Source organism: Streptococcus oralis (assembly GCF_026782125.1).
GTDB lineage: Bacteria > Bacillota > Bacilli > Lactobacillales > Streptococcaceae > Streptococcus > Streptococcus oralis_CE.
The window spans coordinates 13,838-35,839 of the sequence record NZ_JAKUVY010000012.1 but is presented as its reverse complement, the minus strand read 5'-3'; the positions used below and the strand labels follow the sequence as shown (position 1 = coordinate 35,839).

The following is a 22,002-nucleotide window of genomic DNA, read 5'->3' as shown; positions in this document are numbered from 1 at the left end:
ATAAAAATCAGTAAAATTTGGACACAATCCTATAAATCATCTATCTCAAAGGAAATCTATCTCTCATTTTAAAAGAAAGTTCTTGTTTCTTATGAAAATTTCAGCTAAACACTTGTGAGATTTACTTTTATCCTTTAAAATAGAATAGGAGAAATTCCGTTATTATTTTTCGGAGGAAAAAGAAATGTCCATTAATTGGCAGGAAATTTTATTTCACTTTTTAGGTGGTCTGGGACTATTTTTATATAGTATCAAGACCATGGGAGACGGTTTGCAACAAGCTGCTGGAGATCGCCTTCGTTTTTACATTGACAAGTACACTAGCAATCCCTTTTTAGGCGTTCTAGTCGGAATCGTCGTGACTGCCCTGATTCAGTCAAGTACAGGGGTTACAGTTATCACGGTTGGGCTAGTCAGCGCTAGTCTTCTAACCCTTAGACAGGCTATCGGAATTATCATGGGAGCCAACATCGGAACCACCGTTACATCCTTTATCATCGGTTTCAAGCTTGGTGAGTATGCTTTACCCTTGATTTTCCTTGGAACCATGTTCCTCTTCTTTACAAAAAACAGAACAGCAAACAATATCGGGCGCATCCTGTTTGGTGTCGGGGGAATCTTCTACGCCCTCAACCTCATCAGTGCCGGTATGAGCCCGCTTAAAGATTTACCACAATTCAAGGAGTATATGGTAACCTTGGGACAAAATCCTATTTTAGGAGTAGTAGCCGGTGCAGTGATTACCGTCCTCATTCAGGCCTCTTCGGCAACTATCGGGATTCTACAAGGTCTCTATGCAGGTGGCTTCCTTGACCTTAAAGGTTCGCTACCGGTTCTCTTCGGGGATAATATCGGGACAACTCTAACCGTTATCATTGCGGCAGCTGGAGCCAATGTCTCAGCGAAACGCGTTGCGGCAACCCACGTTACCTTTAACGTTTTAGGAACTATTCTTTGCTTAATCTTATTAGGCCCTTTCACTGCTATGATCGAGTACTTCCAGGCACTCCTTCACCTCTCACCTGAGATGACAATCGCCTTCTCTCACGGTGCCTTTAACGTAAGTAACACCATTGTACAATTTCCATTCATCGGAGCCTTGGCCTACTTTGTAACCAAGCTCATCCCTGGTGAAGACGAGGTTGTCAAGTACGAGCCCCTCTATCTCGACGAGCAACTTATCCAGCAATCTCCTTCCATAGCTCTAGGAAATGCCAAAAAAGAACTCTTGCACTTGGGGAACTATGCAACCAAAGCTTTTGACCTTTCTTATACCTATATCATCGGTTTGGATGAAAAGGTAGCTGAAAAAGGGCACAAGACAGAGGAAGCCATCAATACCATCGATGAAAAACTCACTCGTTACCTCATCAGACTCTCAAGCGAATCCTTGAGCCAAAAGGAAAGTGAAGTCTTGACCAACATTCTGGATTCATCTCGTGATTTGGAACGGATTGGGGACCACGCAGAAGGCTTGCTCAACCTAACAGACTACCTCCAACGTAAGAATGTTCAATTTTCCGAAGCTGCTTTAGAGGAGTTAGCTGAGATTTACCAGGCAACAACTGCATTCATCAAGGATGCCCTTGATAGTGTCGAAAACAATGATATTGAAAAAGCTCAAAGTCTGATTGAACGCCATAAAGAAATCAACAATATGGAACGCGTTCTCAGAAAGACCCACATCAAACGCCTTAACAAGGGTGAGTGTTCTACACAAGCTGGAGTCAACTTTATCGACATCATTTCCCACTACACTCGTGTGTCTGACCATGCTATGAACCTAGCTGAAAAGGTCATTGCTGAACAAATCTAATAACCAAAAAGCTATCCTGAATGGGATGGCTTTTTTCGTCTCCTCATCAAGAATGGCTTTTCTGACATATAAAAAATGCTTTGATTCACAATAGAATCAAAGCATTTTAAATAGCTCTCCAAACATAATAGCAGAAACTGCAGTGCCTCTGTACTTGGCTTCTTCTCTTTTGATAAAGCGCGCCAAATTGATCAATTCAGGTGCTGGGTGTTTGGGATTGATGAGCAATTCACGGGTGACCAGTCCTGAGAGACGGACTGCTAGTAATTGCTCATTTGTAGTGGGTAGTTTTTTAGCAGTCTCTAGGAGAGCAGCAACTAAATCTTCACTCAAGCCCTGACGGGCATGATTATAGAGTTCTTTTATAAGGCTTTCTAGGTTTGGTTCTGCCATACGGCACCTCCCTTATGCTTAATAATTTTTAATCAAATCAACCGTTGAACGATCCAGTTTTTTCACCAAAGCTTGCAAGAAAGATTGAGCTTCTAGGAAGTCATCCATCGCGTAGAGAGTTTGGTGAGAATGGATATAACGAGCGCAGACACCGATAGTTGTAGATGGGACACCACCATTTTTCAGATGAGCTGCTCCAGCGTCCGTTCCGCCTTTTCCACAGTAGTATTGATACTTGATGCCAGCTTCTTCGGCCGTTGTCAAAAGGAAATCCTTCATCCCCGGGAGAAGCAAATGACCTGGATCGTAGAAACGAATCAAGGTACCATCCCCAATCTTTCCTTGACCGCCATAGACATCACCTGCTGGTGAGCAATCTACAGCAAGGAAGACTTCTGGGTCAAACTTAGTTGTAGAAGTATGAGCGCCACGAAGACCAACCTCTTCTTGGACATTGGATCCAAGATAGAGTTCATTTCCGAGTTTTTGACCTGAAAGGGCTTCTGCAAGCTCGCTTACCATGAGGACACCGTAGCGATTGTCCCAAGCTTTAGAAATGATATTTTTTTCATTGGCTGTCAAGATAGCAGAGCTATCAGGGACAATGGTGTCACCTGGACGGATTCCAAAACTTTCTGCTTCAGCCTTGTCTGCAAAACCACCATCAAAAATGATATCCGAGATAGCTGGCATGGTTGGCCCACCTGTTCCACGTGTCAAATGTGGAGGAACAGAACCTGAAATCACAGGAATTTCACGACCGTCACGAGTAAAGAGTTTAAAGCGTTGACTGCTGACCACCATAGGGTTCCAGCCACCGATTTCAACGACACGGAAGGTACCATCTGGCTTGATTTCGCTGACCATAAAACCAACTTCGTCCATGTGAGAAGCGACTAAGACGCGTGGTGCATCCGCAGCTTCTGAATGTTTAATTCCGAAAATACCACCCAAGCCATCTGTCACCACTTCATCCATGTGCGGTATCAACTTTTCACGAAGATAAGTCCGGACAGGTGCTTCATGACCTGAGATCGCAGCAAGCTCTGTTACTTCTTTGATTTTTGAAAATAATGTTGTCATATCAGTTCCTTCTTTCTGTCCTCCATTTTACCACTTTTTATAGGAGAAGGATAGTGGAAATCTTAATCTTCCAACTTCCTTTCTAGAGTATACAAAAAAGAATCAGGCTGATTCTTTTTGTTTATGATTTCGTTTGAGGGAAAAGTGGTCTGGTACAGGATCCTTGCCTATTTTCGACCAAGGGTGACAACGAAAAATCCGAGCCAAGCCCATCAAAACACCCTTGAAGCCATGTTTTTCAATAGCCTGGATCATGTAGTTGGAACAAGTAGGCTCAAAGCGACAAGAGGGTGGAAAGGCTGGTGAGATAAAACGTTGGTAAAAGCGTACTGGCGCTATTAAGATTCGTTTCATTATTTCTTGGTTACAGCCATGGTGTGTAGTTGGCTGATTTCTTTTTTATTGAGGCGACGAGCTTCACCTGGACGAAGCCCCGTCAAGTCTAGATGTCCAAAACGTGTCCGAGACAACTTATCCACTTGGAGGCCGACAGCTTCAAACATCTTTTTAACCTGGTGGTTTCGCCCTTCATGGATAGTCAACTGCACTACAGAGCGATTTTTAACTGGATCTACTTTGAGAATTTCATAAACAGCTGGCTTGGTTTTCTTGCCATCAATCTCAAGTCCACGGGTCAAGGGGCGGAGGTTTTCCTTATTAGCCACACCTTTAACACGCGCAACATAAACCTTGTCAATCTCATTACGGGGGTGAATCATCTCGTCTGTAAAGTCCCCATCATTGGTCAAAATCAAGACACCTGATGTATCCCAGTCTAAACGTCCAACTGGATAAATGCGTTCTTTGACATTGGGCAAGAGGTCGACAACCGTCTTGCGGCCCTTGTCATCTGTCACACTGGAAATCACACCGCGTGGTTTATTAAGCAGATAGTAGACCTTTTCTTCGTTGTAGATTGGTTGACCTTCCACTTCGACTTTGTCGCCAGCCTTGATAGTGGTTGCTAGTTCACGCACCACTTGGCCGTTGACCGTTACCAAGCCTTGCTTGATCAGCTCTTCTGCTTTTCTCCTACTGGCCACACCTGCGTGGGCAATATATTTATTGATTCTCATCTTCTTCTATCCTTTCACCAAATAATTGGCTTTCTTGAGCTTGAATCTCAAGCTCATCAATCACTGGCAGTTCTTCCAAATGGTTAATCCCCATGTAATCTAGGAAATAATCCGTCGTTACATAGAGGTTAGGGCGTCCAAGCACCTCTTTTTTCCCGTCTTCTCGTATCAATTCAAAAGCCTGTAACTTTGCCAAAGCTCCACTCGAATTAACCCCACGAATAGCGTCGATTTCTATACGTGTGATAGGTTGCTTATAGGCAATAATGGACAAGGTCTCAAGGGCCGCCCGAGATAAACTCTGGTTGATGGGAGCTTTGGAGTATTCCTTCAAAATCGCTGCAAATTGAGGCTTGGTCACCAATCTGTATGCTCCCCCTGTCTCAATCAGGGACAAGCTCGAATCCTGGTCTTTTTCATACTTTTGGGCTAATTTTTCTAAACTCTGCTGGATGCCTGTCGGGGGAAGCGATAGGAGTTCAGCCAACTGACGGACTCGAATCCCATCTTCACCTGCTACAAACAAGAGCGCTTCTATTTCTGCTAAAGTACTCATCTTTCCTCTCTATCAAGTCTAGCTTTGTGCCTCTTGACTTTCTTCCTTCTTTTCCATGAGATAGATATCTCCGAAACTCTCCTCTTGAACGAGGATCAGTTCCTGGGTTTTGATTAACTCTAGGGTTGCCAAAAAGAGGGTAATGACCTCTTGGACATTCTGGGCTTCCTTGAACAAATCCTGCAAGCGCAATTGATCTCGTCCAGTCAAGGACTCTTTTACAATGCCCATCATGTCCTCAATCTTATACTCATCCCTCAGGATGGTCGTGTGGTTCTGAGCGAATTCCTCTTTTTTCTTGGCTAGGATATTTGAAAAAGCCAAAAAGAGGTCAATGGTCGTCCTATCATGCACAAGCTCCGCATCTTCGTAGATCAACTCTGTCGGCGCTTTAGAATAGTACTGAGCCCGATCTTGGTGCTTGGCCTCCAAGTGCTCACCCAAGAGCTTGAACTTGCGGTATTCTTCGATTTGGGAGAGGAGATCCTGCTCCAGGTCATCCTCCAAATCAGCCACTTCTGCCACCTTTGGAAGAAGCTTGCGGCTCTTGATCAGCATCAACTGACTAGCCATGACCATATACTCGCCCGTCACTTCCAGACGCATGGCCTGCAGGGTTGAGACATAGGCTAGATACTGTTCGATGACTTCTGTGATGGGCACATCGTAAATATCCATCTGGTACTTAGAAACCAGGTGCAAGAGCAAGTCCAGGGGCCCTTCAAAATCTTTTAATTTAATATCCATTATCTATATTTTTCTAAGGTCAGGACTGTTTTTAATCCTAATTTTTTTGCTATTTCGTACAATTCGACCTTCTTTTCTATCTGTCTCAGAATGAACTGTTCCCGCAAGGCTTGGGCTGATAAGGCTGGGAAACCTTTCTCCTTGACAAAGGACTCTAGCTGACGAAAGGCCCACTGACGAGAATAGGCTTTTCCTCCCCTTTCAAAGAGATAGGTTTGCCCCATCAAGGATTCCAGCTCTGGGATCAAGGTCGTGGGAATGGTAACAATCCTCTGTTGAGAATCCTTGTTGATTCGTAGCACCTGAAAATCCAGATTGATATCTGCAACCTTAAGGGCTAAAATCTCACTTGGCAAAAGTCCCATTTCTAGGATTAAGAGCGCCAGCAAGCGTCCTTCTGGATAATTACTTTCCTGCCAAAAAGAGTCTAGGTCTAGAATCTCTGGTTTTTCAGTCTTCTTTTCAGCTTGTTTGGCTAACTCCAAACGATAAAAACTGTCCACTTCACCTTTTTGATAGAGAAAGTAGAGAAATTGGTTGCAGGCCGAAAGTTTTCGCTTCTGGGCGCTGATTTTTAGATTGGCTAGCTGGGCTTGGTAAATCTTGAGACTAGTTTCAGAGATCCGCTCACCTACAATATCTAAAAATTGCTCCAAATCATACTTATAGGATTGTTTGGAATTGGCAGACAAACCCTGCTTTCCCTCTAAAAAGGCTGATATCCTATCTCTCATTTGCATCGAATCTCATATTCCTTACTAAAGTCATGCAAGAGGGCATTGACGGCCTTGAGGATAGACTTGCGCGTGATGATTCCTTGAAAAATCCCTTCATCATCTACCACTGGCAAGAAGGGTTCATCCACCAGTTTATGGAGGACCTCTGTGATGTTATAGTCTGGAGCTACTACTGCCACATCTGTCTTGGTCATATTGACGATATCTATCGTTGCCATCTGCTCATCCGTCAAACCTTGCTCCATTTGATAAGCCAAAATGTCTCTCAGACCAATGGTTCCAACAAAGCGTTTGTCAAAGGTCACAACTGGGATACGGGTATAGGTGATTTGGCTCAGCACTAAAATCGCATGGTCGGCATTGTGGGTATCAATCAAAGCTGCTAGATTCTCAGCAGGGGTAAGAAAAGTCTCTTCCTGCTCCAATAAAAATGCTTCAAATTCCTTGGCAATCATCGAGCAAACTCCTTGGACAAGCCTGGATAAACCTCATGGTCACGTGTCAAAAACTCTACTTTGAAATAGCTGTTATCAATCTCCACACGTGCATAGAGGCATTCTCTAATAGTTCCTCGTGGTTGGCTGATGGAGCCTGGATTTAGAAAAAGAGTCTTTCCTTCCATCCAAGCACTTGGCACATGCAAGTGACCATAGAGACAGATATCGGCATCTTCTTCCTGAGCCCAGTAGTCCAACTTTTGAAAGTTGAAATTGATGTCAAACAAGTGTCCATGGGTCTGGATGATCTTGGTTGGACCAAGTTGAGTTACCAAACGTTCTGGGTAGCCAGCATAAAAGTCCATATTTCCTTTGACGACATGGATACCCTCCCAGAGCGGAGAATCGGGACGGAGTTCTGAGTCACCATCGTGAAAAATGGCATCAACTTTCCCCAGATAGCGATCACGAATTTCTTCCACAATCAAGCTATCTCCGTGGGAGTCACTCATTACAATGATGGTTTGCTTTGCCATGATGGAAATACCTCCAAAAGTTTCTTAACGGCTAAGGCGCGGTGAGATTGGCTATTTTTTTCTTCTAGACTTAATTCTGCTGATGATTTACCTGTCTCTCCCACAAGGAAAAGCGGATCATAGCCAAAGCCATTTTCGCCCTTGGGTTCAAAGTTGATATAACCTGGCCAGTCAGCTTCGACGACCAAGCTTTCCTTATTTGGACTGGCTACAACTAGGGTTGTATGGAACTGAGCCGAACGATCCTTGAGATCAAAGACCATGGCCAATTCGTGCAAGAGTTTGGCATTGTTTTCTCGGTCAGTAGCTCCCACACCAGCGAATCGTGCTGACCAGACTCCTGGTAAACCGCCGAGGACATCGACTTTGAGACCAGAGTCATCTGCTAAAACCATCTTGCCTGTTAATTGGGAAATGGTTTCTGCTTTCAGGCGAGCATTTTCTTCGAAGGTCATGCCTGTTTCTGCTACTTCAGGCAGTTCAGGATAGTCATTGAGATTTTCCACATCGTAGCCTAACTTGTCAAAGATAGCTCGGAATTCCTTGGTCTTGCCCTCGTTACGAGTTGCAATGAGAAGAGTTTCTCTGACCTTGCTAGTTTCAAAGAAGGCTTCTACATCGACCCCTTCTTTAGGTAGTTCGACATGCAAGAGTTTTCCATTTTCAACCAAGAGAAGGGCTCCCTGACGTTGGATAACTTCTAGATTGCGACCTGCTTCGGCATTTAAAATCTCAACGATAAAGGAGAGCAAACGAAAGTTAGAAGACCAGCGCATCACCGTTATCGTAATCGGGAAGCCATTTTCTTCGTCACGAAAAATCCGCGCTAAATCCATAAAATCAAGCTCGAGAGGATCTTTGATAAGGCTATAGATGCCTCCATAGACATCCCAGACACCGACATACCAGTCCTGGTCATCCTTGTATTCATAAATTTTGTTTGTCATAAGGTTACATGCTCCACATGAATCTCTTTTTCCAGCCATTCTTCTCCTATTTGGGCAAAACTTTGGCTATTGGCTGTTGTGTAAAAACGATGTTGAAGAGGCCCCGCATCTCGGCTACGATTGATTTCAAAATAGTTAAGCAAAACCGAGATATCCCGTACACACTCTGCCCCACTATCGATGAGCTGAACCTTTGGTCCCATGACATTCTGGATGATGGGGCGAAGGAGTGGGTAATGGGTACAACCCAAAATCAGGCTATCCACCTTTCCAACCAAGGGACGCAGGGTTTCATAGACCACTTTCTTTGTTACACTTGTTGATAGGGCACCAGACTCGACCAAGGGGGCAAACTTGGGACAGGCCAAACTTTCCACCTGTAAGTCTGGATCCAAATCATGGATTTTCTGACGGTAGATGTCTGATTGTACCGTCATGGGAGTTCCAATCACTCCGATTTTCCCGCCTTGACTGGACTTGATAGCTGCCGAAGCTCCTGGCAAAATCACACCTAGGACTGGAATGTTTAGTTTCGCCTTGATTTCTTCCCAGACGACCGCAGTCGCAGTATTACAAGCAATGACAATCATTTTGACATCCTTGGTCAAGAGAAAGTTGACCAACTGCCAAGTATATTCACGAATTTGCTCAGCAGGACGGGGACCATAGGGCGCCCGTGCCGAATCTCCAATATAAACGATTTCTTCATGGGGAAGCTGGCGCATGAGCTCACGAACAACGGTCAAGCCCCCGACACCCGAATCCAAAAAACCAATTGGTCGATTATCCATATAGTCTTCTTTCTAGTCTATTTTCTGATTGATAGTTCATTATGATTCCTTGTCCTAAATGAACGGATAGACAGCTTGATAGAATTGCAACTGCCTCTCTCTTAATCATAATCAAATATCAATAGAATGCAAGGAAAAAGTCTTATCCTTGAAAACTATTGAACATAGTGAGAAGTCTGGAACTTTCATCCCAGACTTTTCCTATTTATTTCTTTTTATTGTTAGCAAGAGCTGCTTTTTGTTGGCGGATGATTTGGTGGTAAACTTGTTGTACCTTGGCTTCGCTTGGTTTTTGACCATTTGCACTCAAGAGAGCACGAACTGCCTCAGCGTTCAAACGTGGGTTGTCAGCAAATTCTTTTTCGATTTGCTTGCGAACCAAATACATACCTCCAAGAGCTCCTCCTAGAAAAGCTAGCACAATCAAGATAATTGCTAAAAGTAAATCCATTCTTTTTCTCCTGTTTCTTTTTGAGTCTTCTATATTATACCATAAAGTGACTTTCCTGACTAGTTTGTTTTACGCTTTCAAGAGAGGGTTAAGCCAATTCTAAGCTAGTCTTACAATCAGATTGAACTATGAAATTACGAATAATTCCACCCTTTCCTCTCTTTCTTCTACTATTTTAAGAAAAAGCAATATCAAATATGTTTTTCACCAAAAACCTCTTGACAAATGCTAAACGACCATTAGAATGGGAGGTGAGGAGATAAATAGAAACAAATTAAACAAAACTGCTTCATGAAATGTAAGCGGTTTCGGATAAACAAAGGAGGGTTTTATGAAAAAACACTTTTGGGAGAAATCCTGTCGCTATAGCATCCGCAAGCTGACGGTTGGGACTGCTTCTGTTTTGCTGGGAGCTGTTTTTCTAGTCAATCATACTGTAGCCGCAGACAGTGTGGAGGTCAAGCAAACTGAACCAACCTCTGTCGAAGCTATCACTAAGCCTGATAGTGAACCCAAAGCAGCTGAAGCTACTGAAACTACAAATCCGTCTCTAGCAGAAAGTCCAGTAGTTTCCGAAAGCAAGCCAGCTGAGGAGTCTCCGAAGACAAATAGTCAAGCTAGTGAAGAAGCCATTGTAGAAGCTAAAGAAAGTAAGGAACCTGAAAAAGCAGATCAGCCTGTGACAAAACAAGAAAACTATCAACTCAACTACGATCAGCCAACAGCTCCCTCCTATGATGGATGGGAAAAACAAGCCCTTCCTGTCGGAAATGGAGAGATGGGAGCCAAGGTTTTCGGTCTCATCGGTGAAGAAAGAATTCAGTACAACGAAAAGACCCTCTGGTCAGGAGGACCACAACCCGATAGCACCGACTATAACGGAGGAAACTACAAGGATCGCTACAAGGTTTTAGCAGAGATACGTAAAGCCCTCGAAGCTGGTGACCGCCAAAAAGCCAAACAACTGACTGAACAAAATCTAGTTGGACCAAACAACGCCCAGTATGGACGTTACCTAGCCTTTGGAGATATCTTCATGGTCTTTAATAACCAGAAGAAAGGACTAGATACTGTAACTGATTATCATCGTCGTTTGGATATCACTGAAGCCACTACGACAACTTCTTACACCCAAGATGGGACGACCTTCAAACGCGAAACTTTCTCCAGTTATCCTGATGATGTCACTGTGACCCACTTGACCAAAAAAGGAAACAAGACACTTGACTTTACCCTTTGGAACAGTTTGACAGAAGACTTGCTTGCTAATGGCAACTACTCTTGGGAATATTCCAACTATAAGAACGGACATGTCACTACAGATGAACATGGAATCCTTCTAAAAGGAACTGTCAAAGATAACGGTCTCAAATTTGCATCCTATCTAGGAATTAAAACAGACGGAACAGTCACTGTTCAGAATGAGACTCTAACCGTTACGGGCGCAAGCTATGCGACCCTCTATCTCAGCGCCAAGACTAATTTTGCTCAAAATCCAAAAACCAATTATCGAAAAGACATTGACCTCGAAAAAATGGTTAAGGGTATTGTAGAAGCCGCTAAGGCCAAAGACTACGAGACACTTAAACAGGACCATATCAAGGATTATCAAAGTCTCTTTAATCGCGTCAAACTAAATCTAGGTGGAAGCAAGACTGCTCAAACGACAAAAGAGGCCCTTCAAAGCTATAACCCTAGCAAAGGACAGAAACTAGAAGAACTCTTCTTCCAATACGGACGTTATTTATTGATCAGTTCGTCGCGCGATCGGACGGATGCCCTTCCTGCCAACCTGCAGGGAGTCTGGAATGCTGTAGACAATCCACCTTGGAATGCTGACTACCACCTCAATGTCAACTTGCAAATGAACTATTGGCCAGCCTACATGAGCAACCTTGCTGAAACAGCCAAGCCAATGATCAATTACATTGACGACATGCGCTATTATGGTCGTATCGCTGCAAAAGAATACGCTGGTATCGAATCCAAAGACGGACAAGAAAATGGTTGGCTGGTCCACACTCAAGCAACTCCATTTGGCTGGACTACTCCAGGCTGGAATTACTATTGGGGTTGGTCTCCAGCCGCTAATGCCTGGATGATGCAGAACGTCTATGACTACTATAAATTCACCAAGGATGAGACTTATCTCAAAGAAAAGATCTATCCTATGTTGAAAGAGACTGCTAAGTTCTGGAACTCCTTCTTGCACTATGACCAGGCCAGTGACCGTTGGGTGTCTTCTCCATCCTACTCACCAGAACACGGTACCATCACAATCGGAAACACCTTTGACCAGTCGCTAGTCTGGCAGCTATTCCATGACTACATGGAAGTTGCCAACCATCTGAAAGTCGACCAAGACTTAGTCACAGAGGTCAAGGCTAAATTTGACAAACTAAAACCACTTCATATCAACAATGAGGGACGTATCAAGGAATGGTACGAGGAGGACAGTCCGCAATTCACAAATGAAGGCATTGAAAATAACCACCGCCACGTTTCCCATCTGGTAGGTCTCTTCCCAGGTACGCTCTTTAGCAAAGATCAAGCTGAATACCTAGAAGCTGCGCGTGCTACCCTCAACCACCGTGGAGATGGTGGTACTGGTTGGTCTAAGGCCAATAAAATCAACCTCTGGGCTCGTCTCTTGGACGGTAACCGTGCCCATCGCTTACTCGCTGAACAGCTCAAATACTCAACCCTAGAAAACCTTTGGGATACCCACGCGCCTTTCCAAATCGACGGAAATTTTGGAGCAACTAGTGGGATGGCAGAAATGCTCCTCCAATCTCATACTGGCTATATTGCGCCATTACCAGCCCTTCCAGATGCCTGGAAAGACGGTCAAGTTTCTGGCTTGATTGCCCGTGGTAACTTTGAAGTCAGCATGAAGTGGAAAGATAAAAACCTTCAAAGCTTGTCCTTCCTGTCAAATGTCGGCGGAGACTTGGTTGTAGACTATCCAAATATCGAAGCCAGTCAGGTTAAGGTCAATGGCAAAGCAGTCAAGGCTCCTGTCCTCAAAGATGGCCGCATCCAACTGGCAACACAAAAAGGTGATGTCATTACCTTTGAACATTTCCCTGGTCGCATAACCAGTCTGACAGCAGTTCGACAAAATGGAGTCACTGCCGAACTTACCTTTAACCAAGTAGAAGGTGCTACCCACTATGTCATCCAAAGACAAGTAAAAGACGAATCTGGTCAAACCTCTGCAACTAGAGAATTTGTAACCAATCAAACCCACTTTATCGACCGCTCACTAAATCCTCAACTCGCCTATACCTATACCGTCAAGGCCATGCTGGGAGAAGTTCCTACCCAAGTATCTGAACAGGTCACTGTAGAAACTCCTAGTGAATTGATGGATGATCGGGATAGTCGTATCCAGTACGGAGCCGCCTTTGGAAACTGGGCAGACTCAGAATTATTTGGAGAAACTGAAAAATTTGCTGACCTTTCAAAAGGAAACTACACAGACGAAGATATCACTGCAACCATTCCTTTCAATGGTGTTGGTATCGAAATCTATGGACTAAAATCGTCTGAGCTAGGTCTTGCTACTGCAAAAATTGATGGCAAAGAGGTCGGCGAACTTGATTTCCACACTGCTGGGGCAACTGAAAAAGGTAGCCTCATCGGCCGCTTCACAGGATTGTCAGAAGGACCTCATACATTGACTCTTAGCGTTAAACGTGAGCACAAAGGACGTGGAAGTGAACGCTCGAAAATTTCCTTAGACTACTTCAAGATCCTATCTGGAAAAGGAAGTACGATTGAAAAAATGGATGACCGTGATTCGCGCATCCAGTATGGTTCCCAGTTTAAGGACTGGTCTGACCCTGAACTCTACGGAGGTACGGAAAAATACGCTGACATCAACAACAGCGACTCTAGTGCAGCTTCAGAAGCTCAGGCAACTATTTCCTTTACTGGTACAGGCATTCGTATCTATGGCTTGAAAACTACCGAGCTAGGTAAAGCGCTTGTGACACTGGATGGAAAAGAAATGCCTGCTTTGGATTTCTATACGTCAGGCGCAACTGAAAAGAGAGCCTTTATTGGCGAATTTACAAATCTCACTGACGGTCCGCACACCCTGACATTACGTGTTGACCCAGATTCACCAGAAGGTCGCAAGAAAATTTCTCTGGACTCTTTTGACATCATCAAAGCCCCAGCTGTCGGTTTAGATAGCCCAAGTATCGCTCCTCTTAAGGAAAACGACAAAGAAATTTCCTTAAGCCTACCATCTGGAGACTGGGAAGCCATCGCTGTGACCTTCCCTGGTGTCAAAGATCCTCTGGTCTTACGCAAAGTGGACCAAACGCATCTGGTTACAAGTGGGGATCAGACCGTGCTATCAATCCAAGACAATCAAGTTCAAATCCCAATCCCTGAGGCTACTGATCGACAAACTGGAAAAGCGATCGAAGCTTATGCCATTCAAGGAACTACCACAAGCAGTCCTGTCGTAGCTGTCTTTACTAAAAAAGATGAGAAGAAGGTTGACGAGAAGCAGCCAACTACAAGCAAGGGGGACGAACCAGCTCCTATTTTAGAAATTCCGGAATATACTGATCCTATCGGAACGGCAGGGAAAGAGGAACCACCTACAGTGACAATACCTGAATACACTGAGCCTATCGGGACTGCAGGGCAAGAGGAACCGCCTACAGTGACAATTCCTGAATACACTGACCCTATCGGAACGGCAGGGCAAGAGGAAGCCCCTACTGTTGAAAAACCTGAGTACACTGACCCTATCGGAACTGCAGGGCAAGAGGAAGCTCCTACTGTTGAAAAAACTGAGTACACTGACCCTATCGGAACTAGTGGGGATCAGGCTGCTCCAACCCTTACCCTTCCTGATTATCCAGTTCGAGTCTTAAAAGATAAAGAGACTGGAGTAGAAATCATCGGTGGAGCCAGCGACTTAGAAGGAATTTCTCACGTTTCTAGCCGACGTGTCCTAGCTCAAGAACTCTTTGGCAAGACCTATGACGCTTACGACCTACAACTTAAAAATCCAACAGATCATAGCGTACAGCCAAAAGGCGCTGTCTTAGTTCGCTTGCCTGTTTCAGCTAGCGTAGAAAACATCTACTACATCACTCCAACCAAGGAGTTGCAAGTCCTTGATTTCACCGTTCGAGACGGAAAGGTAGAATTCATCACTAATCATTTCAGTACCTATGCTGTCGTCTATCAAGCAACTGGAACAAGCTCTAACACAGAGGAAAAACCAAGTACTTCAGATGCAGAAACCTCAGCACACGAGGCTGAACAATTTCCAGCTAGTCCGAGCCTTGCTAAAGCTGGAAATCATTCTCCTAAAGAAGAACTTCCAGCAACAGGAGAAGTGTCCAACCCACTCCTCTTCTTAGCAGGACTCAGCCTAGCCCTTACAGCCACTTTTATGTTAAAAGGGAGAAAGGATGACTCCAACTAACCTTTAAACACACAAAAACAGGATGAAGATCACCTTCATCCTGTTTTATTTTGTCATCAAAAGTTAGTTTTACAGTAGGTATAAAAAGGCTAAGGTCAAGAGACTTGCTAGAAGCCCAACTCCCCAAAAGAAGAAGTCAACCTTCCACTCGCTCCAAGGATTGCCCTTGCCTGAGAATCCTCCAAGCTCGAAATGGTGATGCACAGGTGTCATACGGAAAATACGCTTTCCACCACTAATTTTGAAGTAGGTAACCTGCATCATAACAGAGCTTGTCTCAAAGACATAGATAATCCCAATCAACAAAAGGGTCCATTCTTGGTGGAGGGCCATAGAGATTGCTGCTAGCATCCCACCAAGAGCCAAACTTCCTACATCTCCCATGAAGACCTTGGCAGGTTTGTGGTTAAAGACGAAGAAACCTAGCAAACCACCAATCATGGCAAGAATCACAAGAAGAATATCCAATTGATTTTGCATATAAGCAATCACACCGTAGGCCGATAAGCTAATCACCACGGAAATACTCGCTAAGCCATCAATCCCGTCAGTCAGATTCACCGCATTGGAAAAACCAACTAGCCAGAAAAGGGCAAAGAAAATATAGAAAAAACCCAAATGAACTTGGTAGCCAAAAACTGAAAGCATATCGCCACCACGCTCATAAAAGAGGTAGAAAATCACTCCTCCAAGGAGCTGGAGAGCAAGTTTTTGCTTAGGATTCAAGCCTTCGTTGATCTTACGAAAGACCTTGAGGAAATCATCCAGAAAACCTACCAAACCATACAACACCAAGATAAACAAAATCATGCCTACATTGTTGGTCAATTGTTGGGTAAAGAGAGCAATAAGAAAGCTCACAACTACTGCAACGATAAGGAAGACAAGACCTCCCATGGTTGGAGTCCCAGCTTTAGCTTGGTGTTGTTTGACATCCTCGTGCATCTGCTGACCCGTAATCTGTGCTTTTCGATAAAATCGGATAAAGGCTGGAATGCCAATCAAGGTCAATAGAAAGGCTAGAATTCCAGCACTAATGGAACTAATCATCTTAATCTCCTAAAGTTACTTTCATTTTTTTAATGTCTTTGAGGGCTGTATTGGCACGGACACTTTGTTTCTTGACCGTTTTGCCACTACCTTCCCACTCGACTTCTATATTCAGCCATTTAGCAAATGTTTGCACATTTTCATCTGTCCAGCCGTACATATCAGGCATTTCTTCGACCTTATCTGACAGGATCAAGATCTGCTGATTGGCTTCCAAATTATCTCCTTCAGAAACCGAGAGTTCCTTGATCTTGGTTCCTGTTCCGATAACAATTGGTTGGACCAGGTTTCGGCGCAATTCTTCTGCTAGGTCACCCGGAGTAAAGTCTTTGGTAGCCGGCATAGCATAGCTTGTCGTCTTGCTGACCTGATCCAAGTTCTTGGCAGTTGACTGAAGATTGAGGGATTCTTTCATAGCTGAAGCCCGCTCCAAGATTGGGTTGGCAAATTCTCCCAATTGGATACCTGAATAATGTTCAGGCTGTTGAACCGTTACATACAAGATAAAATCAGGATTTTCGGCAGGGTTCATAGCCACAACTGAGAAAATGTTGTTGGTAGAACCAACCAAGTAGCCTCCATTTTTCTCGTCAGCGATTTCGGCTGTACCAGACTTGAGGGCTACATTCTGACCTGGAACATTGACATTTGGTTTTCCTGTACTGTGGTTGTACATGGTACCGTAGACAGGATCTGTTCCGACCATGACCATGTGCTCCCGAGTAGAGGACGCTGCTGTTTTTGACACAGGATTTCCGACAATTTCCTTTTGAGACTTACGAACAGACTGGTCATTTGGATCATAGAGGGCACTGATAAATTTCGGCTCCAACATAACCCCATCGTTGGCAATAGCTGTAAAAGCACGAAGCATCTGGGTCTGGGTAACAGAAATCCCTTGTCCAAATGAACTCATGGCGATATTGACAATGTTGTCAGCAGGCAATTGACCTGTGTACTCATCTGCCAGACCAAAACGGGTCGGTACCCCAAACTTAAAACGGTTGAGGTAGTCCAGCCAGGTTGCATCCCCCATCTTTTGCTCAAGCAAGGTCATTCCGATATTACTTGAGTGAGCAAATCCTTGAGAGAAGGTCATGGTGCCACCACTAGTCAATCCTTCATTGACGTCCCAGTCTCGAATGGTCGCATCTGCTATTTTCAATTCACTACTGTTAAAGTACTCGCCACCAGGGAAGGTATTGTTGTCAATAGCCGAAGCCAACATCATCACCTTCATGGTTGACCCTGGCTCGTAGTTACTTTGATAGAGGATATCACGCCAGACAAAGTCTTTTGTGATGCCATCCTTGGTATCTGCATTAAAGGTCGGCCGTTGGGTCGTAGCCAGGATTTCCCCTGTTTTAGCGCTAACCAAGGTAGCCGTCATATACTTGCCTTTTACTTTTTCCTGGAAGGCATCCATCTGGGTTTCCATAAAGGATTGCAAGGGACTAGAAAGGGTTGTGTAGACATCTTTTCCATCTACTGTTTGTTGAGAAGCTTGATCTGTACCCGGAACAATATTTCCCAGACGATCTTTCTCATAGGTGATGATCCCATCTGTACCCGCCAGAATGTTATTTAAAGAACTCTCCAATCCAGATGTCCCAATCAAACGTTTGGTCCCATCCTCATTTTCATGGAGTTGCGCTAAACCGATAAAGGAAGAAGCAAACTGTCCATTGGGATAACTGCGGTTAGGGCTAGTTGTAAAGTCAACTCCCTCAACGCCAGCTGTTTTAAGGTCATTTTTAATAGCCATCATATTGGCATAGGTGATCCCATTTCCCTTGGTACCAAAAGACACCTGTTTTAGATCTGGCTGAGAAAGTTGTTCCTTGACATAAGACTCCTCCATATCTAGGTATTTATGGAAAATTTCAGCTACCTTATTAAATTGAGAATCTTCTACATAGAGAATTTTGCCTGTTGCTGACTTGTAGGTCTTGTCAATAACAGCATAGATATTATAAGAAGTTGCATCCTCAGCAATAGGCGTTCCATTACGATCGTAGATGGTCCCCCGCTTGGCTGGAATCGTCTTGGTTGTTTGGTGAACCTTTTTGGCCTCTTGAACCAAATCCTTACCAAATTTTTTACCCGTTCCGATAATAACCGCAAAGTTCACCAAAAAGACAGCGAAGAGTATGACAGCCAATAAACTCAGGCTTTTCCCTACTCTTCGGCGATTTTCTTCTGGAGATTTACGGTTACGAACGGCATAACGGATGATTTTTTCTTTCCACTGTTTCATTTCTTACTCCGCTGCTCGGATATTTTCGTTATTCAGCTGCAAATCTTTAGAGTTTGCAATCTCTTTCAAACGTTCTGAACGAATCAATTCATTAACCTCTTGCTTGGCATCGTCGAGCTCTGTTTTCTTTTCTTCGATTTGAGCATTGACCTTGGTCAATTCATTCTGAACTTGTAATAGCTTGGTCTGCATAAACACAACGCTAATTGCCAGGATAATCATTGTTGCAGCAATCGAAACATAGAAGGCCTTTTCCACACGTGAAAAACCTTTAAACTTCGTTTGCAATAACTGGCTTGTTTTTTCGATTCTTTCTGCCATGTTTTTCCTCTTACTTGTGAATTTTTCTAGCCACGCGCAACTTAGCTGAATGCGAACGGTTGTTGGCTTCTAGCTCTTCAGCACTTGGCAAGATTGGCTTGCGGGATACCAATTCCATCTTGGGCTTAAGGTCATCTGGAATGAAGGGCAAGCCTTTGGGAACTTCCACTGTTGAAGCTTCTTTAAATAGTTGCTTGGTCAAGCGGTCTTCCAGCGAATGGAAGGTAATGACCGAGATTCTCCCATCTAGAGCCAGCATGTCCATAGCCTGCTGGATGGATTCATCTGCTGCACCCAGCTCATCATTGACTTCGATTCGGATAGCCTGGAAAATCTGCTTGGCAGGGTGCCCCTTTTTCTTGAGTTCCTTGGCAGGCTTGGCAGACTTGATAATCTCTGCCAACTCCGTCGTCGTCTCAATTGGTTTCACCTCACGCGCTTGCTCAATCTTACGGGCAATCTGTTTAGAAAACTTATCCTCACCATACTTGAAAAAGATCCGAACCAAGTCATGATAGTCATAACGATTGACCACCTCATAGGCCGTCAGACTAGCTTCCTGATTCATCCGCATATCCAGTGGCGCATCCTTTTTATAAGAAAAACCACGTTCACGCTGATCCAGCTGAGGACTGGACACCCCTAAGTCATAACAAATTCCATCAATTTCCTGGACACCAGCCTCCTGCAAACGTGCCTGCAAATGACGGAAGTTATCCTTGATAAAGGTTACCATCCCTTTTTCGATATAGGGTGCCAACCGTTTATGCGCGTTGTCAATGGCATTCTGGTCCTGGTCAAAGGCATAGAGATGCCCTTTTTCGCTCAATTTACTTAATAAATATTCGCTATGGCCTGCTCCACCCAAAGTCGCATCAACGTAGATACCGTCAGGTTTTACGTCAAGCATATCAATCGTTTCATGAAGCAAGACCGTTACATGATGAAATTCTTTTGTCATATCCTATCTATTTTACCACAAATCTGACCAGCTTGCACTTGTCAGACAAGGCTAAGTTTCTTCGAAAAAAATTCTCAAAAATATGTCATATATACTTGACATCTCATCCCCAAAATAATATAATGTAGTCAAATATATACGACATATCAGAAAGGAGACCCTATGAATCGTGTCAAAGAATTCCGCAAGGAACTGGGTATTTCTCAGCTCGAGCTCGCCAAAGATATCGGTGTCTCGAGACAGACCATCAACATGATTGAAAATGACAAGTACAATCCAACCCTGGAACTCTGTCTCAATCTCGCCCACAGCCTCCAAACTGACCTTAACAGTCTCTTTTGGGAAGACGATTTTTAAAAAAGGAGCAAACAAATGAAAAAAGAAACTCTCACTGACAAACTTATCAAACGCACATACGGCATTTCTGGCCCCCTTGACGAACACAAACGGCGCGAGGCCGATCGTATCGGGAATCAAGTCTTTATCGTTCTCTTTTATCTCATGATATTTGGCAACCTCATCCCCTTTGTCCTTGCTTATAAATACCCTCAAATTGTCGCTATCGGCTATCCTCTCGTGGTGTTTGGCATTTCGATGATGGCTGCCCTCTATGTAGTCTCTCAAACCAAGAAAACGGGCATCACAGCTATTGATCCCGAAATGCTGAGTCAAAAAGAAAGTAAACAGCTATATTTTCCGGGTCTAAAAGCCGGTCTGATCTATGGAATAGCGATATTTTTTATAATGCCACTCATCGATACCCTAACCAGTGAAAATCCAAATTTCATCAGTTCTCTTCTGAATTCAAAACATATTTTAAAAACTATACTGGGAGCGTTCTTTTTTGGACTGATGATGCAAATCGTTGTCTCTCTTCGCATTCAAAAAGCAAAGAAAGACCAAGAAGACGACTAGGAGGTGCCTTATGAAATCACTAGCTAGACTACTTATCAGTCATGTTTTTATCAGTATCTTTGTTACCTTTTTCCTACTTTCTGGACATATTGAGCATCCTTTCTTGATTATCTTTCTTTTATTCCTTCCTGTATTGAACAAGGGACAGAGATTCCAGAAAATCCAATCAAAAAAAATACGTCTTCTAAACGCATCTCTCTGTTTTATCCTCGTATCCTTTCCACAACTTTTAACAAATCCTATGGATTGGAGATACCTGGTATTTCTAATAATCTGTATCATTTTTAGTTTGGTTTACTTCTATACTCTCTATCAACTCTTTAAAGAAATCAATCAAAAATCGCTCATTTAGGAGATTAGTCCCATGAAAAAAGAAGATTTCACCACTCGCTTACTCAAACTATTCTTTCACATACAAGGGCCTTTTGATGAATGCCGTCAAGAGATAATCTACAGGGCTGGTGCCCGTGCCTTGATCCAAATCGTATACTCCTCCCTCCTACTCTTCTTGTTCTATCTCCTATTTGGACGCTTCATAGAGTTGGTTCGAGATGCCATGCCCTATCTCTATTTTGGACTTATCTTCGTCCTCTCATCTAGGGCTAGACTAGCAGTTCGCAACTTACATTTGGACAAGGATGACCCGTCCGAAATCCATCACAAAAACTACAGCAAAAGCCAAATTAAAGTTCGTAGTTGGGGTGTATTCATCAGTATTCAGCTTGGTCTCTTCCTCTTACTAATCTTTCATAAACTCTTTGTTCAGCATCTTCCCCTCGATACCTTTTGGGACAATCTCTCCCAGTTCGATAAAATGCTCCCTTTACTAGTGTTGGGATTGAGTATTGGTGCCATCTTTGGAAGCATGACCTACGCCTTTTTATCGGAACACGAGATGAAACACTCTGAATCAGGAATGCATAAGGAGAATATAGAAAAATGACCAGTGTATATGATTTTTCCGTTTTGAACCAAAATAACCAAGCAACTCCCCTGGAGAGCTATCGTGGCAAGGTTCTCTTGATTGTCAACACTGCTACCGGATGTGGTTTAACGCCCCAGTACCAGGGACTTCAAGAACTCTATGAACGCTATCAAGATCAGGGCTTTGAAATCCTAGATTTCCCTTGCAATCAGTTCATGGGACAAGCACCCGGCAGCACAGAGCAAATCAATAGTTTCTGTAGCCTACACTATCAGACCACTTTCCCTCGCTTTGCCAAGATTAAGGTCAACGGCAAGGAGGCTGATCCTCTTTATGTTTGGCTAAAAGACCAGAAGTCTGCCCCGCTAGGAAAACGAATCGAATGGAATTTTGCTAAGTTTCTCATTGGTCGAGATGGGCAAGTCCTTGAGCGCTTCTCTTCCAAAACAGACCCCCAAACCATCCAAGAGTCTCTTCAAAAAATACTTTAATTTCTTTTTAAAACGTATCCTTTCATTTAGTTTGAGCCCTGAAAGGATGCGTTTTTT

At 43.7% G+C, this 22,002-nt stretch carries 23 protein-coding genes; 7 read left to right on the top strand and 16 right to left on the bottom strand.

All coding sequences use genetic code 11. The features are described from left to right. The first annotated feature begins 184 nt into the window (after positions 1-184). Complete coding sequence (locus tag MK385_RS09455) at positions 185-1,816, top strand: Na/Pi cotransporter family protein (protein ID WP_268725932.1); 1,632 nt, start codon at positions 185-187, stop codon at positions 1,814-1,816. Positions 1,817-1,912: 96 nt separating this feature from the next. Here MK385_RS09455 and MK385_RS09450 read toward each other — a convergent pair whose 3' ends face one another. From MK385_RS09450 to MK385_RS09395, 12 genes are all read right to left on the bottom strand, one after another. Further along, positions 1,913-2,209, bottom strand: coding sequence for an enterocin immunity protein (locus tag MK385_RS09450; RefSeq protein ID WP_061587533.1), 297 nt, complete (start codon positions 2,207-2,209; stop codon positions 1,913-1,915). Positions 2,210-2,227: 18 nt separating this feature from the next. Then, positions 2,228-3,292 (bottom strand): glutamyl aminopeptidase, encoded by a 1,065-nt coding sequence (gene pepA / locus MK385_RS09445; RefSeq protein WP_268725931.1) that lies wholly within the window; start codon positions 3,290-3,292, stop codon positions 2,228-2,230. Between the two features lie 102 nt (positions 3,293-3,394). After that, positions 3,395-3,646 (bottom strand): membrane protein insertion efficiency factor YidD, encoded by a 252-nt coding sequence (yidD, locus tag MK385_RS09440; RefSeq protein WP_129313777.1) that lies wholly within the window; start codon positions 3,644-3,646, stop codon positions 3,395-3,397. Further along, entirely contained in the window at positions 3,646-4,368 is a 723-nt protein-coding gene (locus MK385_RS09435) for a pseudouridine synthase (protein WP_084950003.1), read from the bottom strand. Before MK385_RS09435 ends, yidD begins: the two co-directional genes overlap by 1 nt. Further along, the gene (gene scpB / locus MK385_RS09430; protein ID WP_000105285.1) at positions 4,355-4,924 is read right to left on the bottom strand and encodes an SMC-Scp complex subunit ScpB; all 570 of its coding nucleotides are present in this window, start codon (positions 4,922-4,924) and stop codon (positions 4,355-4,357) included. The genes MK385_RS09435 and scpB overlap by 14 nt, the downstream gene beginning before the upstream one ends. Before the next feature lie 18 nt (positions 4,925-4,942). Next, positions 4,943-5,671, bottom strand: coding sequence for a segregation/condensation protein A (locus tag MK385_RS09425; RefSeq protein WP_000351879.1), 729 nt, complete (start codon positions 5,669-5,671; stop codon positions 4,943-4,945). Next, entirely contained in the window at positions 5,671-6,405 is a 735-nt protein-coding gene (gene xerD, locus MK385_RS09420) for a site-specific tyrosine recombinase XerD (RefSeq protein ID WP_326845586.1), read from the bottom strand. Before xerD ends, MK385_RS09425 begins: the two co-directional genes overlap by 1 nt. Next, positions 6,402-6,863 (bottom strand): cyclic-di-AMP-binding protein CbpB, encoded by a 462-nt coding sequence (cbpB, locus tag MK385_RS09415; RefSeq protein ID WP_084868929.1) that lies wholly within the window; start codon positions 6,861-6,863, stop codon positions 6,402-6,404. The genes xerD and cbpB overlap by 4 nt, the downstream gene beginning before the upstream one ends. Then, positions 6,860-7,381: a metallophosphoesterase gene (locus MK385_RS09410; RefSeq protein ID WP_001118943.1), complete on the bottom strand. Its 522-nt coding sequence runs from the start codon at positions 7,379-7,381 to the stop codon at positions 6,860-6,862. Before MK385_RS09410 ends, cbpB begins: the two co-directional genes overlap by 4 nt. Then, the gene (locus MK385_RS09405) at positions 7,357-8,328 is read right to left on the bottom strand and encodes a nucleoside-triphosphate diphosphatase (protein WP_268725929.1); all 972 of its coding nucleotides are present in this window, start codon (positions 8,326-8,328) and stop codon (positions 7,357-7,359) included. Before MK385_RS09405 ends, MK385_RS09410 begins: the two co-directional genes overlap by 25 nt. Further along, positions 8,325-9,119, bottom strand: a complete 795-nt coding sequence (racE, locus tag MK385_RS09400; RefSeq protein WP_268725928.1) for a glutamate racemase — start codon at positions 9,117-9,119, stop codon at positions 8,325-8,327. Before racE ends, MK385_RS09405 begins: the two co-directional genes overlap by 4 nt. A 205-nt stretch (positions 9,120-9,324) precedes the next feature. After that, positions 9,325-9,570: a YneF family protein gene (locus tag MK385_RS09395; protein ID WP_000364980.1), complete on the bottom strand. Its 246-nt coding sequence runs from the start codon at positions 9,568-9,570 to the stop codon at positions 9,325-9,327. A gap of 331 nt (positions 9,571-9,901) precedes the next feature. On the opposite strand from MK385_RS09395, the gene MK385_RS09390 reads away from it, so the two are divergent. Beyond that, positions 9,902-15,025 (top strand): SIALI-17 repeat-containing surface protein, encoded by a 5,124-nt coding sequence (locus tag MK385_RS09390; RefSeq protein ID WP_268725927.1) that lies wholly within the window; start codon positions 9,902-9,904, stop codon positions 15,023-15,025. Between the two features lie 69 nt (positions 15,026-15,094). On the opposite strand, the gene mraY is transcribed toward MK385_RS09390, so the two are convergent. Genes mraY through rsmH form a run of 4 tightly spaced genes read right to left on the bottom strand, consistent with a single transcriptional unit; the run spans position 15,095 to position 19,614 of the window. Next, positions 15,095-16,075: a phospho-N-acetylmuramoyl-pentapeptide-transferase gene (gene mraY / locus MK385_RS09385; protein WP_084881297.1), complete on the bottom strand. Its 981-nt coding sequence runs from the start codon at positions 16,073-16,075 to the stop codon at positions 15,095-15,097. A 1-nt stretch (position 16,076) separates the two neighbouring features. Then, complete coding sequence (gene pbp2x / locus MK385_RS09380; protein ID WP_084939602.1) at positions 16,077-18,332, bottom strand: penicillin-binding protein PBP2X; 2,256 nt, start codon at positions 18,330-18,332, stop codon at positions 16,077-16,079. Between the two features lie 3 nt (positions 18,333-18,335). After that, on the bottom strand, positions 18,336-18,653 hold the full coding sequence (ftsL, locus tag MK385_RS09375) for a cell division protein FtsL (protein ID WP_000840795.1): 318 nt from the start codon (positions 18,651-18,653) through the stop codon (positions 18,336-18,338). A gap of 10 nt (positions 18,654-18,663) precedes the next feature. After that, positions 18,664-19,614, bottom strand: a complete 951-nt coding sequence (gene rsmH / locus MK385_RS09370) for a 16S rRNA (cytosine(1402)-N(4))-methyltransferase RsmH (protein WP_095726434.1) — start codon at positions 19,612-19,614, stop codon at positions 18,664-18,666. 162 nt (positions 19,615-19,776) lie between these two features. Between rsmH and MK385_RS09365 the strand changes: the two genes are divergently transcribed. The 5 genes from MK385_RS09365 to MK385_RS09345 are packed head-to-tail and all read left to right on the top strand — an operon-like array spanning position 19,777 to position 21,945. Then, on the top strand, positions 19,777-19,971 hold the full coding sequence (locus tag MK385_RS09365) for a helix-turn-helix transcriptional regulator (protein ID WP_070567830.1): 195 nt from the start codon (positions 19,777-19,779) through the stop codon (positions 19,969-19,971). Positions 19,972-19,986: 15 nt separating this feature from the next. Further along, positions 19,987-20,529 (top strand): DUF3278 domain-containing protein, encoded by a 543-nt coding sequence (locus MK385_RS09360; protein ID WP_268725926.1) that lies wholly within the window; start codon positions 19,987-19,989, stop codon positions 20,527-20,529. Positions 20,530-20,539: 10 nt separating this feature from the next. Further along, positions 20,540-20,881, top strand: a complete 342-nt coding sequence (locus MK385_RS09355) for a hypothetical protein (protein ID WP_000838130.1) — start codon at positions 20,540-20,542, stop codon at positions 20,879-20,881. A 12-nt stretch (positions 20,882-20,893) separates the two neighbouring features. Further along, the gene (locus MK385_RS09350) at positions 20,894-21,472 is read left to right on the top strand and encodes a DUF3278 domain-containing protein (RefSeq protein ID WP_268725925.1); all 579 of its coding nucleotides are present in this window, start codon (positions 20,894-20,896) and stop codon (positions 21,470-21,472) included. After that, positions 21,469-21,945 (top strand): glutathione peroxidase, encoded by a 477-nt coding sequence (locus MK385_RS09345; RefSeq protein ID WP_268725924.1) that lies wholly within the window; start codon positions 21,469-21,471, stop codon positions 21,943-21,945. The genes MK385_RS09350 and MK385_RS09345 overlap by 4 nt, the downstream gene beginning before the upstream one ends. Positions 21,946-22,002 lie beyond the last annotated feature (57 nt).

What these genes read in the sequence shown, in the direction of transcription:
- scpB (WP_000105285.1), bottom strand. Translation starts at nt 4,924, where the DNA reads ATGAGTACTTTAGCAGAAATAGAAGCGCTCTTGTTTGTAGCAGGTGAA.
- MK385_RS09395 (WP_000364980.1), bottom strand. Translation starts at nt 9,570, where the DNA reads ATGGATTTACTTTTAGCAATTATCTTGATTGTGCTAGCTTTTCTAGGA.
- MK385_RS09390 (WP_268725927.1), top strand. Translation starts at nt 9,902, where the DNA reads ATGAAAAAACACTTTTGGGAGAAATCCTGTCGCTATAGCATCCGCAAG.
- rsmH (WP_095726434.1), bottom strand. Translation starts at nt 19,614, where the DNA reads ATGACAAAAGAATTTCATCATGTAACGGTCTTGCTTCATGAAACGATT.
- pbp2x (WP_084939602.1), bottom strand. Translation starts at nt 18,332, where the DNA reads ATGAAACAGTGGAAAGAAAAAATCATCCGTTATGCCGTTCGTAACCGT.
- pepA (WP_268725931.1), bottom strand. Translation starts at nt 3,292, where the DNA reads ATGACAACATTATTTTCAAAAATCAAAGAAGTAACAGAGCTTGCTGCG.
- MK385_RS09405 (WP_268725929.1), bottom strand. Translation starts at nt 8,328, where the DNA reads ATGACAAACAAAATTTATGAATACAAGGATGACCAGGACTGGTATGTC.
- MK385_RS09450 (WP_061587533.1), bottom strand. Translation starts at nt 2,209, where the DNA reads ATGGCAGAACCAAACCTAGAAAGCCTTATAAAAGAACTCTATAATCAT.
- MK385_RS09360 (WP_268725926.1), top strand. Translation starts at nt 19,987, where the DNA reads ATGAAAAAAGAAACTCTCACTGACAAACTTATCAAACGCACATACGGC.
- MK385_RS09425 (WP_000351879.1), bottom strand. Translation starts at nt 5,671, where the DNA reads ATGGATATTAAATTAAAAGATTTTGAAGGGCCCCTGGACTTGCTCTTG.
- MK385_RS09410 (WP_001118943.1), bottom strand. Translation starts at nt 7,381, where the DNA reads ATGGCAAAGCAAACCATCATTGTAATGAGTGACTCCCACGGAGATAGC.
- MK385_RS09365 (WP_070567830.1), top strand. Translation starts at nt 19,777, where the DNA reads ATGAATCGTGTCAAAGAATTCCGCAAGGAACTGGGTATTTCTCAGCTC.
- MK385_RS09350 (WP_268725925.1), top strand. Translation starts at nt 20,894, where the DNA reads ATGAAAAAAGAAGATTTCACCACTCGCTTACTCAAACTATTCTTTCAC.
- mraY (WP_084881297.1), bottom strand. Translation starts at nt 16,075, where the DNA reads ATGATTAGTTCCATTAGTGCTGGAATTCTAGCCTTTCTATTGACCTTG.
- racE (WP_268725928.1), bottom strand. Translation starts at nt 9,119, where the DNA reads ATGGATAATCGACCAATTGGTTTTTTGGATTCGGGTGTCGGGGGCTTG.
- MK385_RS09435 (WP_084950003.1), bottom strand. Translation starts at nt 4,368, where the DNA reads ATGAGAATCAATAAATATATTGCCCACGCAGGTGTGGCCAGTAGGAGA.
- yidD (WP_129313777.1), bottom strand. Translation starts at nt 3,646, where the DNA reads ATGAAACGAATCTTAATAGCGCCAGTACGCTTTTACCAACGTTTTATC.
- MK385_RS09345 (WP_268725924.1), top strand. Translation starts at nt 21,469, where the DNA reads ATGACCAGTGTATATGATTTTTCCGTTTTGAACCAAAATAACCAAGCA.
- ftsL (WP_000840795.1), bottom strand. Translation starts at nt 18,653, where the DNA reads ATGGCAGAAAGAATCGAAAAAACAAGCCAGTTATTGCAAACGAAGTTT.
- cbpB (WP_084868929.1), bottom strand. Translation starts at nt 6,863, where the DNA reads ATGATTGCCAAGGAATTTGAAGCATTTTTATTGGAGCAGGAAGAGACT.
- MK385_RS09455 (WP_268725932.1), top strand. Translation starts at nt 185, where the DNA reads ATGTCCATTAATTGGCAGGAAATTTTATTTCACTTTTTAGGTGGTCTG.
- MK385_RS09355 (WP_000838130.1), top strand. Translation starts at nt 20,540, where the DNA reads ATGAAATCACTAGCTAGACTACTTATCAGTCATGTTTTTATCAGTATC.
- xerD (WP_326845586.1), bottom strand. Translation starts at nt 6,405, where the DNA reads ATGAGAGATAGGATATCAGCCTTTTTAGAGGGAAAGCAGGGTTTGTCT.